Here is a 12,162-nt window from a genome sequence, read left to right on the forward strand (position 1 = left end):
GATAAGGCCGGTACAGGCCAAGACTACTCCGGCCAATGCCACGCCGGTGCATCCAGCATCCCTTGCCCGACAATTTGCGTCTGCCCCATCACCTTCTCCAGCACAATAGAGTTACACCCCTCATCCTGCTCCAGTGCGGCAATCAACCGGCTGGCATGGGACACCACCCATACCTGGCACTGCTGCGATGCCTGGATGATCAGGCGCGCCAACGCCGGTAGCAAATCCGGGTGCAGGCTGGTCTCCGGCTCGTTCAGCACCATCATGCTGGGCGGCCTGGGTGTCAGCAGCGCGGCGATCAGCAGCAAATAGCGCAAGGTGCCGTCGGACAACTCAGCCGCCGACAATGGCCGCAGCAACCCTTCCTGATAAAACTCGATGGCGAAGCGTCCACCCTGTAACGGCTCGATATTCAGCCGCGCACCGGGAAATGCATCACTGATCGCGTGCTGCAACGCCTCGGGGTCGCCGATCTCGCGAATGGTCTGCAACGCGGCCGCCAGATCGCGCCCGTCGTGATGCAGTACCGGCGTCCGGGTGCCCAGTTGCGGCTGGCGTACCGGTGCATCCACGTCACTGCGAAAGTGATCATAAAAGCGCCAGCCGCGAATACTCTCGCGCAGCAGCAATACCTCCGGCGAGCCGCGCAAATTACCGACCTGATCGAACAGGCTCTGGTAATTTGGCGTGTGCTGGGCCAGCACATCCCAGGCGCGGCCGTCACGGGCGCGCACCATTGGCCCGGAACGCTGCACCAGCAGGCTGGCCGGGCGGTAAATATGCCCAGCCCAGATGCATTCCTTTTTCACTTGCGGATCCAGCGAGAAATACGACGCGCTGGGTTCAGGCAGCCCTAACGAGATGGCATAGCTGAAGTCCTCGGCAGCAAATCCCAGGCGTAGGCGTTTGACGCCCTGGCGCACGCTGGGCTCGACCGCCACCTCGCCATTGCGCATGCGCCGGCTGATAGTCTCCGGCCCGGCCCAGAATGTGGAATCCAGCCCACCCTCGCGGGCCAGTGCATTGATCACCCCGCCCTGAGCGGTTTCGGCCAGCAGGCGCAAGGCTCGATAGAGGTTGGATTTGCCGCTGCCATTGGCCCCGGTGATCAGGTTCAAGCGATCAAGCGGCACCACCAATTTATTGATCGAGCGGTAATTGGCCACCGCGAGGGTCTTGAGCATGGGTATTCATTCGGCGTGGGAACCATCGGAGTATGTAAGCCTCCATGCAGATAAGGAACCCTGAACTACGCTCACAGTCGCATACACACTGGCAAGTCGGCATCACGCAAAAGGAGCCTGCATGGGCGGTCGTATTTCCACCTGTATTTTCGGATTTGGCCTACTGGCGCTATTGAGCGGCTGTAGTGAAGAAAACGCCGAGCCCAAGCAGCACTCCCGGGTCTTTGTGCAAACCGTCGCGCCTGCGGATTTCGCCGCAGCGGTGACCCTCACCGGTGATATCCAGGCTCGTGTACAGACCGACCTGTCCTTTCGCGTCGGCGGCAAGATCATCCAGCGCATGGTCGATGTGGGCGATCGCGTCACGGCTAAACAAGTGCTGGCCCGGCTTGATCCCAAGGATCTGCAGACCAATGTCGATTCGGCCCAGGCTCAGGTGGTCGCCGAGCAGGCGCGGGTCAAGCAGACCGCCGCCGCCTTCGTGCGCCAGGAAAAACTGCTGCCCAAGGGCTACACCAGCCGCAGTGAATACGATTCGGCCCAGGCCGCCTTGCGCAGCAGCCAAAGTGCATTGGCCGCCGCCCAGGCGCAGTTGGCCAACGCCCGCGAACAACTGGGCTACACCGCGCTGATTGCCGACGCTCCCGGTGTGATCACCGCGCGCCAGGTCGAGGTGGGCCAGGTGGTGCAGGCCACCATGCCGATTTTCAGCCTGGCCACCGATGGCGAGCGCGATGCAGTGTTCAACGTCTATGAGTCGCTGCTGGGGCAGCCGGCGCCACAGACGCCGATCACCGTGAGCCTGCTCGACAACCCGAGCATTCAGGCAGTGGGCAAAGTGCGTGAAGTCACCCCGGCAGTTGCTGCCAATACCGGCACGGTGCAGGTCAAGATTGCCTTGCAAAGCCTGCCCAAGGGCATGCAACTGGGTTCGGTGGTGAGCGCGACCGCCAAGGGCAAGGCCGCGCCCAGTGTCGAGCTGCCCTGGTCGGCCCTGACCAAAGACATCAACGACCCCGCCGTATGGCTGGTGGACGGCGACGGCAAGGCGCAGTTGCACAAGGTCAGCGTGGCGCGCTACCTCACCGGTAAAGTGATCATCGGTGACGGCCTCAAGGGCGGCGAAAAAGTCGTGGTGGCGGGCGGGCAGTTGCTGCATCCCGGCATGCTTGTCGAGATCGCCCAGCCAGGAGCGCAGCCATGAAGCGCCTGACCGCTCTGCTGGCCGCCAGCCTGTTGCTGACGGCCTGTTCCAGGGAAGAAGCGCCGCCCGAGCCGGTGCGCCCGGTGCTGTCGATGCAAGTGAAGGCTGAAGACCAGGAAACCTTCGGCCGCTTCGCCGGTACCATCCAGGCCCGCTATGAAAGCAACCTCGGCTTTCGCGTGCCCGGCCGCATTGCGCGGCGTGCCGTGGATGTGGGCGCCGAAGTGGAGAAGGGCGCCCTGCTCGCCGTGCTCGACCCCACCGATCAGCAAAACCAGCTGCGCGCCGCCCAGGGCGATCTCGCCCGCGTGCAGGCGCAATACATCAACGCCCAGGCCAACGCCCGTCGGCAGCAGGAACTGTTCAACCGCGGCGTTGGCGCCCAGGCCCAGTTGGACGTGGCCCAGACCGACCTGAAAACCACCCGCGCCACCCTTGAGCAAGCCCAGGCCTCGGTCAACCAGGCCAGGGACCAGCTCAACTACGCCGAACTGCGCACCGACCACGCCGGTATCGTCACCGCCTGGAACGCCGAGGCTGGCCAGGTGGTGACGGCCGGCCAGCAAGTGGTGACCCTGGCCCGCCCGGACATCAAGGAAGCGGTGATCGACCTGCCGGCGGGCCTCGCCGAGCGTCTGCCGGCGGACGTGGTGTTTGTTGTGGCGGGGCAGCTCGACCCCGGCGTCAACACCACCGCCATCGTGCGCGAGATCGAACCCCAGGCCCAAAGCGCTACGCGCACCCGTCGCGCGCGCCTGACCCTGGCCGAGACACCGCCCGCCTTTCGCCTGGGCACGGCGATCAGCGTCACCTTGAGCAGCGCCATTGCGCCGCGTATCGAGCTGCCCCTGAGCGCCTTGCAGGAGGTCGACGGCACCACCCGCATCTGGCTGCTCGATACCCGGAGCCAGACGGTGCAGCCGCGCGACGTCACGGTGCTCAGCCGTGACAGCGACAGCGTCTTGCTCAAGGGCGGGGTCAAGCCCGGCGAGCGCATCGTCACTGCCGGCGTGAACAGCCTGAAACCCGGGCAGAAAGTCAAAATCGACAAGGACAGCCCGCGATGAAACGCAGCTTCAACTTATCTGACTGGGCCCTCAAGCATCAGTCCTTCGTCTGGTACCTGATGTTCGTCGCGCTGCTGATGGGCGTGTTCTCGTACATGAACCTGGGGCGTGAGGAAGACCCTTCGTTCACCATCAAGACCATGGTGATCCAGACCCGTTGGCCAGGCGCGACCCAGGAAGAAACCCTCAAGCAGGTCACCGACCGCATCGAGAAAAAACTCGAAGAGCTCGATGCCCTCGACTACGTGAAAAGCTACACGCGGCCGGGCGAGTCCACGGTGTTCGTGTTCCTCAAGGACACCACCAGCGCCAAAGACATCCCGGACACCTGGTACCAGGTGCGCAAGAAGATCGACGACATTCGCGGCAGCTTCCCCCAGGGCTTGCAGGGGCCTTCGTTCAACGACGAGTTCGGTGACGTGTTCGGTTCGGTGTATGCCTTTACCGGCGACGGCCTGTCGATGCGCCAGCTGCGCGACTATGTGGAGCAGGTGCGTGCCGAAATCCGTTCGGTGCCGGGGCTGGGCAAGGTCGAGATGATCGGCCAGCAGGACGAAGTGATCTACCTCAATTTTTCCACGCGCAAACTGGCCGCCCTCGGGATTGACCAGCGCCAGGTGGTGCAAAGCCTGCAATCGCAGAACGCGGTGACCCCCGCCGGGGTGATCGAGGCCGGGCCGGAGCGGATTTCCGTGCGCACCTCCGGGCAGTTCGCCTCGGAGAAGGACCTGGCCAACGTCAACCTGCGCCTCAATGACCGCTTCTACCGTTTGGCCGATATCGCCGAGATCAGCCGTGGCTACGTCGACCCCGCGCGGCCGATGTTCCGCTTCAACGGTAAACCGGCAATCGGCCTGGCGATTGCCATGCAGAAAGGCGGCAATATCCAGTCGTTCGGCAAGGCGCTGCACACGCGCATGGACGAGCTGACGGCCGACCTGCCGGTGGGCGTGGGCGTGCACAAGGTGTCCGACCAGGCTGAGGTAGTGGAAGAAGCCGTCGGCGGTTTCACCAGCGCGTTGTTCGAAGCGGTGATCATCGTGCTGGTGGTGAGCTTCATCAGCCTGGGCATGCGCGCGGGCCTGGTGGTGGCGTGTTCGATTCCGCTGGTGCTGGCGCTGGTGTTCGTGTTCATGGAATACAGCGGCATCACCATGCAGCGCGTGTCTCTGGGCGCGCTGATCATCGCCCTTGGCCTGCTGGTGGACGACGCGATGATCACTGTGGAAATGATGATCACGCGCCTGGAAAAAGGCGAAACCAAGGAGCAGGCGGCGACCTACGCCTACACCTCCACCGCCTTCCCGATGCTCACCGGTACGCTGGTGACTGTGGCCGGTTTTGTGCCCATCGGCCTCAACGCGAGTTCGGCGGGGGAGTACACCTTCACGTTGTTCGCGGTGATTGCCGTGGCCATGCTGGTGTCGTGGGTGGTGGCGGTGCTGTTTGCGCCGGTGATCGGCGTGCATATCCTCAGCGCCAATGTGAAACCGCACAACGGTGAGCCGGGGCGCATAGGTCGCGCCTTCAACGGCGGCATGCTGTGGGCGATGCGTAATCGCTGGTGGGCCATCGGCATCACCGTGGGGCTGTTCGTGGCGTCGGTGTTTTCCATGCAGTTCGTGCAGAACCAGTTTTTCCCGTCGTCGGACCGCCCGGAAGTGCTCGTCGACCTGAACCTGCCGCAAAACGCCTCGATCAACGAAACCCGCAAGACCGTCGACCGCCTTGAAGCGATCATCAAGGACGACCCGGATATCGCGCGCTGGAGCACCTACATCGGGCAGGGCGCGATCCGTTTCTACCTGCCCCTCGACCAGCAACTGGAAAATCCGTACTACGCGCAGTTGGTGATTGTCAGCAAAGGCCTGGAAGAACGTGGCGCGTTGATCGCGCGTCTGCAAAAGCGCCTGCGCGATGACTTTGTCGGCATCGGCAGCTATGTGCAGCCGCTGGAAATGGGCCCGCCGGTAGGGCGGCCGGTGCAGTATCGCGTGTCGGGCAACGACACCGACCAGGTGCGCAAGCACGCCATTGAACTGGCAACCCTGCTTGACCAGAACGATCACCTGGGCGAGATCATCTACGACTGGAACGAGCCGGGTAAAGTGCTGCGCGTCGACATTGCCCAGGACAAGGCGCGGCAACTGGGGCTGTCGTCGGAAGACGTGGCGCAGTTGATGAACAGCGTGGTCAGCGGTGCCTCGGTGACCCAGGTACACGACGACATCTACCTGATCAACGTGGTCGGTCGCGCCGAAGACGCCGAACGCGGCACGCCGGAAACCCTGCAGAACCTGCAGATTGTCACGCCTAACGGCACCTCGATTCCGTTGCTGGCGTTCGCCACCGTGCGCTACGAGTTGGAGCAGCCGCTGGTGTGGCGCCGCGACCGCAAGCCGACCATCACGGTCAAGGCGTCGGTTCGCGATGAGATACAGCCGACCGACCTGGTCAAGCAGCTCAAACCCGAGATCGACAAATTCAGCGCCGGTCTGCCGGTGGGCTACAAGGTCGCCACCGGCGGCACCGTGGAAGAAAGCGGCAAGGCCCAGGGCCCGATTGCCCGCGTGGTGCCGCTGATGCTGTTCCTGATGGCGACCTTCCTGATGATTCAGTTGCACAGCGTGCAGAAGATGTTCCTGGTGGCCAGCGTGGCACCTTTGGGGCTGATCGGCGTGGTGCTGGCGTTGATCCCCACCGGCACGCCCATGGGCTTTGTGGCGATCCTCGGCATCCTGGCGCTGATCGGCATTATTATCCGCAACTCGGTGATTCTGGTGACGCAGATTCACGAGTACGAAGTGGCCGGCTACACGCCATGGGATGCAGTGGTGGAAGCCACCGAGCACCGGCGCCGGCCGATCCTGCTCACCGCTGCGGCAGCCAGCCTGGGCATGATCCCGATTGCGCGGGAAGTGTTCTGGGGGCCGATGGCTTACGCGATGATTGGCGGGATTATCATCGCCACGCTGCTGACGCTGCTGTTTCTGCCGGCGCTGTATGTGGCCTGGTACAAGATTCGTGAGCCGAAGCAGGACCAGCAGGAAAAACGCGGTTAAAAATGTGGGAGGGGGCTTGCTCCCGATAGCAGTGGGTCAGCCACCCGACTATTGGCTGATCCACCGCCATCGGGAGCAAGCCCCCTCCCACAGTTTCAATCGGCGGAGAGTTTGCAGCCAGTGTTTATCCTGGATTCCACGACCATGAAGCAACGCTGACCTCAAACCATATGGGCAACCCAATGTGGGAGGGGTGGTCTTAAGGTTTGCGCCAGACGCTCGCCAGCCACGGTTGCTGATCGCGAGGTAGCCCGGCCGGGCGGTAGTAATGTTCCAGCTCCACAAACCCGGCAGTGGTCAGCAACGACTGCCATGCCTCCAGGTCGTGATAGGAACCATAGCGCGGTCCATTCCAGCCTTCACGGTTGTCCCCGCGCGGATTGGAGCTGAACAACACACCGCCCGGTTTCAGCGCGCCATGCAATTGCTTGAGTACGCGTGGCAATTCCTGCTTGGGGATATGAAACAGCACCGCATTGGCGAAGATCCCGTCGAAGCGTGCGGCGGGCAGGTCGAGCTTGAGGAAATCCTGCTGGTAGACCTCGCAGCCACTGTCCTGGCGTGCCATCTGCGCAAAGCGCTCGGAACCGTCCAGGTCGACGGCGACATGGCCCATGTGCGTGAACGTCTGCAGGTCGCGCCCCGGCCCGCAGCCGAAATCCAGCACCGTAAAGGGCGCATCGCCCTGGATATGGCGCAGCAGCGCATCGATATTCTGGCTCACATCGTGGTCGCGGGTGCCTTCGCGAAAATCCTCGGCCACCTGGTTGTAGTGGCCCAGGGTGGTGGAGGTGATCTGGTCGAGGTCGTCGGGGGCAAGTTTCACGGTTGGGGCTTCGGCGTGATGGCTGGAAGCGTGACTATACGCCACGGCGTCGCCATCAATAAAAAACGGAACAGCCTCAGCGGCTGTTCCGCTCAAATGCATCGACGTGTTGTCACGCTGAAAGCTAGGTTCGTTCCACCACAAAGTTGCGCAGGACGTAATCATTGCCGACGCCTGTTGCCTGTTCGCTGACATACATCAGGTCAATTTCGTTACTCTGAGCGACAAAAGACAGGGACAGTGCCTGAAAGTAGGGGTACTGCGTCGTAATCGTCAGTGGAGTGGTCTTCTCGCCCTGGCTCGTTTGCAGAACAGCAATCGGATATGCGAAATCCTGGCTCCACCGACTGACTTGCACACGGAATACATAGGTGTTGCCTGCACGAAGGTTCGTGAAGTGCTTTTTAAGCAAGATACCGGCTGATTGATTATTAAACGTATTGTTGAATAAGATCAGTTTTCCGTTATCGCCTACAAATTTCAGATTTCGTGGATCCACTCCCGCGATGCCCCGCTCCCAGCCGCCATAGGAACCGTCGCCAAACGTACTGGTGTCGTTGACCAGTTCTTTACCTTGAACCTTCAGTTGCTGGCTGTCCGACACCGACGTTTTGGCCGCCACCGTCACCTCGTAAGTCAAATTGACAACCTGGCCCATGCTTTGGGCGATAAGTTGCGGGGTGATCTGGAAGAGGACAGTACCGCTGGCGTTGCCCGACTGCACCGGAACAACGGCGCCGGAGCCATTGGCAAAGGTCCAGTTGAGACGGATGACCTGGTTACTGTTCATGCCCTGGTACTTCACTGCTACAACAGCGCCGTTCGGGTAGATCTCCGGTGCGATCGTCTGAGGCCCGGGTTTGTTTTCGAACGCTGGCGCGGGGAGGATCAGGGCAGCGGTACCCGTTACTCTCACCACCGTACTGCCCGAGCGATTGAGCAGCGTGCCATCAGCGGACTGCGACTCAAAAAACATGCGCAGGGTGCCGTCCGTCACTGAGGCGATGAGGTCGTTGGGGATAGCAAGGGTTTCCTCTCCCAGGTTCGTGTCGGCAACGGCAGGCAAGCGCACGGTTCGGGAGGACTCGCCGGATTGGGTTTTCTGCGTCACCGTCACTACCAGTACGATCTGGTTAGGGGGGTGGGGGCCAGAGGGTCTATAGGCAACGTGGCCCGCGCTTCGTAGCGCTGCGCACCGGGCTGGTTGAGGTCAACCATGGAAGTGTCGACAGCGTTGAGCAGGAAGATCGGCGGCCTGAGCAGCGTAACGTCCAGTTCACTCTCCAGAATGTAAGACTTGGAATACGGGTAGTCGCCCCCGGAGACATTATTCACCACGTCGCGCACCTTAAACTCCACGCCTACAGGACCGAGCTGATTGCCCCGCTGGATTACCTGCGGGCTGATAAAGACGCGAATCGGCCCACGCCCCGCAGCGTCGGCGGGACTGACAATATAGTCGATGGTGGATGCGCCATAGCCGACTGTGATGGTGTCGTTCTTGCGAATGTTTTCGTACGGTTTGATCAGGCACCACAGCCCGGCGCTGGTATTGGCCTGATTAATGACCGAGCCATACGCAACCCCGTCAATCGTCATGTGCAAACCCCTGTGGAATTTCTCCGAAACGTCGTAAGTTTCGCCGCCGGGACGTTGGATCTTGACCAGATAGTTTTCAGGAAATGAAGCCGCCACTTGTCCGCTGGCAGCGCGCGTAACTTCGCCGACGACATCGTATTCGCCCTCGGGAATTTTTGTACCGGGGATCGACAGGTTATAGCGATTGGCAATCGTCGTGACGATGTCCTGAGCCACAGGCAGAGTCGAATTGCCCCAGTAGAGCGCGAAGCTGTCGTTTGGGACGGCCGCCTGCCAACTCTCGAAGGTGAACAGGGCATTGGGGTCCGTCTCGCGTCGGCCCAGGCCCCAATCCGCGTTTTCCGGGTATGGGGTAGCGATTAACGATTTGGCGGGATAGACCGAATAGGGCGGCGTGGGGAGTAGTTGAGTTGGAGTGGTCATAACCATCACCTTGCTGGGTTGAGTCGCGCACTGGCTGCGCAACGGGCAAGGTGAATGAAGCGCTTGTGGGGTTAATTGAATCTACTGTCAGAATTGACAGTGGCGACGAGTGGTTGTATCGCCCAAAAAAGCAATGCAGGCCGTTGCTGCTCAGCGCTTGTTGAGCACCCGCGCCAACCGGTCCCCACCCAACTGAATCACCGCCACCAGCACCACCAGCAGCACAATCACGGTCAGCATGATCTGCGTGTCAAAGCGCTGATACCCGTAGCGGTAGGCAATGTCACCCAGGCCACCGGCGCCAATCGCCCCGGCCATGGCCGATGAGTTGATCATCGTCACCAGGGTAATCGTGAACCCGCCGACGATGCCTGGCAGCGCCTCCGGCAACAGCACATGCCGGATGATATGCCAGCGCCGGCAACCCATGGCCTGTGCGGCTTCGATCAGGCCGTGATCGACCTCACGCAGACTCACTTCAGCGATGCGGGCAAAGAATGGCGTGGCGGCGATGGTCAGCGGCACCACGGCCGCCCAGACGCCGTAGGTGGTGCCCACGATCAGGCGGGTGAAGGGGATCAACGCCACCATCAGGATCAGAAAAGGAATCGAGCGGAACAGATTGACGAACGCGCCCAGCACGCGGTTCAACGCCGGGGCCTGATAGATGCCGCCCTTGTCGCTGGTCACCAGGAATACCGCCAGCGGAATGCCCACCAGTAATGCGATCAGCGACGACACGCCGACCATCAACAAGGTGTCGATGGCACCCTGCACCAAACGATCAAACCACATAGCCCAGCACCTCCACCTGTTGCGCCCAGTTCGCGGCGCGGTTGCGTAGTTCTTCGGCGCTATGGGCCGAGCCATTCACCGCCAGCAGCAATTGCCCCAGGGCATGGCCCTGGATCCGTTCCACGCCGCCCTGAAGCAAGCGCACGCGCCCGCCGAGGGCGCTGAACAGCGCGACCAGGTCCGGTTCGTCGGTGGCGCTGCCGGTGAACTGCAAGCGCAGCACCACGGCCGCGTCAGCCGCTACCCGCGTCGGCTGCAGGCGGCTTTGCAGCTCCGGCGCCAAGTCATGCTGCAAGGGTGCCAGCAGGGTCTGGCTCACCGCATGTTGCGGGTTGCCGAACACTTGCCACACCGGGCCTTGCTCGACGATTTTGCCGTGTTCGAGCACCACCACGCGGTCGCAGATGTCGCGGATCACCGCCATTTCGTGGGTGATCAGCACGATGGTCAGGCCCAGGCGCCGGTTGATCTCACGCAGCAGGGCGAGGATCGACTGGGTGGTTTCCGGGTCGAGGGCCGAGGTGGCCTCGTCGCACAGCAGAATCTGGGGGTCGTGCACCAGCGAACGGGCGATGCCCACGCGCTGCTTTTGCCCGCCGGAGAGTTGCGCCGGGTAGGCCTTGTGCTTGTCCTGCAAACCCACCAGTTCGAGCAGCTCGCGCACCTTTTGCTCGCGCTGCGGCCTGGGGATGCCCGCCACTTTGAGTGGCAATTCGACGTTCTGCCACACGGTCTTGGCCGACATCAGGTTGAAGTGCTGAAAGATCATGCCGATGCGCCTGCGCAGCGCCACCAGGCGGTCTTCGTCGAAGTCGCCGATATCCACCTGGTCGATCAGCACGCGTCCGCTGCTGGGCTGTTCAAGGCGGTTGATGGTGCGAATCAGCGAGGATTTACCGGCGCCGCTGCGACCGATGATGCCGAACACTTCACCGCGCTGGATCGCCAGGTCGATGCCGTGCAGGGCCTGCACCGTGCCGTCGTAGGTCTTGCCCAGGTTGATGAATCGCACATGGGCGCGGTTCAGTTCAGGATGCAGGGGGGTCTGTTCGGCGTCCCTGGGCGGTGTGTCCAGGTCGCGAAGTCGGGCATTGGCGGCGCTCATTTTTTACCTTCCCAGCCTACCTGGTAGAGCGTGCCGAGGGATTTATCCAGGGCGGCGCGCACCACCGGCGAGTGTTGGTAAATGTCGACGAACTTGATCACGCGCGGGTCGGTTTTGCTCTTGGGCTGGATCACGAACTGGATCACATATTCCGGATGGTCCAGGCCGTCGAACAGCAACGCCGACTCGGCATCGAAGGTCTTTGACAGACGGATATATGCCGGGTAGCCCTGCACCAGGTCGGCGTCGTCATAGGCGCGCACCAGTTGCACCGCTTCCACTTGCAGGATCTTCAGCTTTTTCGGGTTGCTGACGATGTCTTCTTCGGTGGCCTTGTAACCTACGCCCGGCTTGAGAGTGATCAGCCCGGCCTTGGCCAGCAGTTGCAGGCCACGTCCGCTGTTGATCGGGTCGTTGGCAATCGCCACGCTGGCACCTTGCGGCAGGTCGTTGATGCTTTTGTATTTCTTTGAATACAGCCCGACGTTGTTGATGATCCCTGGCGCGTACGGCACCAGGTCAAAACCTGCAGCGGCCTTGGCGTTTTCCAGGAAGGGGATGTGCTGGAAGTAGTTCACGTCGATATCGCCGGCGGCCAGGCTGACGTTGGGCGCGATCCAGTCGGTGAATTCCACCAGCTCGACTTTCAGGCCCTGCTTGCCGGCTTCGGCGACGGCGGCTTCCAGTGGAATGGCGAAAGCGGCAGTGGTGCCGACTTTCAGTGGCGCATCGGCAGCGAATATCGCCGAGCTGAACAAACCGAGTGTCAGGGCCAGTGCTTTGACTGGGTGGGAGAGCAGTGTTTTTTTCATGGTCGGTTTCCAGTCATGAGGTGCAGGTGCAAACAATGAAGTTCCACTGTGGGAGGGGCTTGCTCCCGATGGCGGTGGGTCAGTC

10 protein-coding genes are annotated in these 12,162 nt (G+C 61.8%); 3 read left to right on the plus strand and 7 right to left on the minus strand.

Annotated features, from left to right (window positions below; genetic code table 11):
- Nucleotides 1-23 precede the first annotated feature (23 nt).
- Nucleotides 24-1,184, minus strand: a complete 1,161-nt coding sequence (locus VRB54_RS00975; RefSeq protein WP_338479183.1) for an AAA family ATPase — start codon at nucleotides 1,182-1,184, stop codon at nucleotides 24-26.
- 121 nt (nucleotides 1,185-1,305) lie between these two features.
- Here VRB54_RS00975 and VRB54_RS00980 point away from each other — a divergent pair, with 121 nt between their 5' ends.
- Genes VRB54_RS00980 through VRB54_RS00990 form a run of 3 tightly spaced genes read left to right on the plus strand, consistent with a single transcriptional unit; the run spans nucleotide 1,306 to nucleotide 6,517 of the window.
- Nucleotides 1,306-2,388, plus strand: a complete 1,083-nt coding sequence (locus VRB54_RS00980; protein ID WP_338479184.1) for an efflux RND transporter periplasmic adaptor subunit — start codon at nucleotides 1,306-1,308, stop codon at nucleotides 2,386-2,388.
- Complete coding sequence (locus VRB54_RS00985) at nucleotides 2,385-3,455, plus strand: efflux RND transporter periplasmic adaptor subunit (RefSeq protein ID WP_338479185.1); 1,071 nt, start codon at nucleotides 2,385-2,387, stop codon at nucleotides 3,453-3,455. The genes VRB54_RS00980 and VRB54_RS00985 overlap by 4 nt, the downstream gene beginning before the upstream one ends.
- The gene (locus VRB54_RS00990; protein WP_338479186.1) at nucleotides 3,452-6,517 is read left to right on the plus strand and encodes an efflux RND transporter permease subunit; all 3,066 of its coding nucleotides are present in this window, start codon (nucleotides 3,452-3,454) and stop codon (nucleotides 6,515-6,517) included. Before VRB54_RS00985 ends, VRB54_RS00990 begins: the two co-directional genes overlap by 4 nt.
- Before the next feature lie 199 nt (nucleotides 6,518-6,716).
- Here the strand turns inward: VRB54_RS00990 and VRB54_RS00995 are convergent, their stop codons facing one another.
- From VRB54_RS00995 to VRB54_RS01020, 6 genes are all read right to left on the minus strand, one after another.
- On the minus strand, nucleotides 6,717-7,343 hold the full coding sequence (locus VRB54_RS00995) for a class I SAM-dependent methyltransferase (protein WP_338479187.1): 627 nt from the start codon (nucleotides 7,341-7,343) through the stop codon (nucleotides 6,717-6,719).
- Between the two features lie 124 nt (nucleotides 7,344-7,467).
- A complete protein-coding gene (locus VRB54_RS01000) occupies nucleotides 7,468-8,454 on the minus strand; it encodes a hypothetical protein (RefSeq protein ID WP_338479188.1) in 987 nt (328 codons plus the stop codon).
- Between the two features lie 5 nt (nucleotides 8,455-8,459).
- Complete coding sequence (locus tag VRB54_RS01005; RefSeq protein WP_338479189.1) at nucleotides 8,460-9,365, minus strand: hypothetical protein; 906 nt, start codon at nucleotides 9,363-9,365, stop codon at nucleotides 8,460-8,462.
- Between the two features lie 150 nt (nucleotides 9,366-9,515).
- Nucleotides 9,516-10,160 carry a methionine ABC transporter permease gene (locus VRB54_RS01010; RefSeq protein WP_209987223.1) on the minus strand — a complete coding sequence of 215 codons (645 nt, stop codon included), beginning with the start codon at nucleotides 10,158-10,160 and terminating at the stop codon, nucleotides 9,516-9,518.
- Nucleotides 10,150-11,265 (minus strand): methionine ABC transporter ATP-binding protein, encoded by a 1,116-nt coding sequence (locus tag VRB54_RS01015; RefSeq protein WP_338479190.1) that lies wholly within the window; start codon nucleotides 11,263-11,265, stop codon nucleotides 10,150-10,152. Before VRB54_RS01015 ends, VRB54_RS01010 begins: the two co-directional genes overlap by 11 nt.
- Nucleotides 11,262-12,077, minus strand: a complete 816-nt coding sequence (locus VRB54_RS01020) for a MetQ/NlpA family ABC transporter substrate-binding protein (protein WP_338479191.1) — start codon at nucleotides 12,075-12,077, stop codon at nucleotides 11,262-11,264. Before VRB54_RS01020 ends, VRB54_RS01015 begins: the two co-directional genes overlap by 4 nt.
- Nucleotides 12,078-12,162 lie beyond the last annotated feature (85 nt).

The sequence above is a fragment of the Pseudomonas trivialis genome (assembly GCF_036864995.1).
Lineage (GTDB): Bacteria > Pseudomonadota > Gammaproteobacteria > Pseudomonadales > Pseudomonadaceae > Aquipseudomonas > Aquipseudomonas trivialis.

What these genes read in the sequence shown, in the direction of transcription:
- VRB54_RS01020 (WP_338479191.1), bottom strand. Translation starts at nt 12,077, where the DNA reads ATGAAAAAAACACTGCTCTCCCACCCAGTCAAAGCACTGGCCCTGACA.
- VRB54_RS00975 (WP_338479183.1), bottom strand. Translation starts at nt 1,184, where the DNA reads ATGCTCAAGACCCTCGCGGTGGCCAATTACCGCTCGATCAATAAATTG.
- VRB54_RS00980 (WP_338479184.1), top strand. Translation starts at nt 1,306, where the DNA reads ATGGGCGGTCGTATTTCCACCTGTATTTTCGGATTTGGCCTACTGGCG.
- VRB54_RS00990 (WP_338479186.1), top strand. Translation starts at nt 3,452, where the DNA reads ATGAAACGCAGCTTCAACTTATCTGACTGGGCCCTCAAGCATCAGTCC.
- VRB54_RS01015 (WP_338479190.1), bottom strand. Translation starts at nt 11,265, where the DNA reads ATGAGCGCCGCCAATGCCCGACTTCGCGACCTGGACACACCGCCCAGG.
- VRB54_RS01010 (WP_209987223.1), bottom strand. Translation starts at nt 10,160, where the DNA reads ATGTGGTTTGATCGTTTGGTGCAGGGTGCCATCGACACCTTGTTGATG.
- VRB54_RS01005 (WP_338479189.1), bottom strand. Translation starts at nt 9,365, where the DNA reads ATGACCACTCCAACTCAACTACTCCCCACGCCGCCCTATTCGGTCTAT.
- VRB54_RS00985 (WP_338479185.1), top strand. Translation starts at nt 2,385, where the DNA reads ATGAAGCGCCTGACCGCTCTGCTGGCCGCCAGCCTGTTGCTGACGGCC.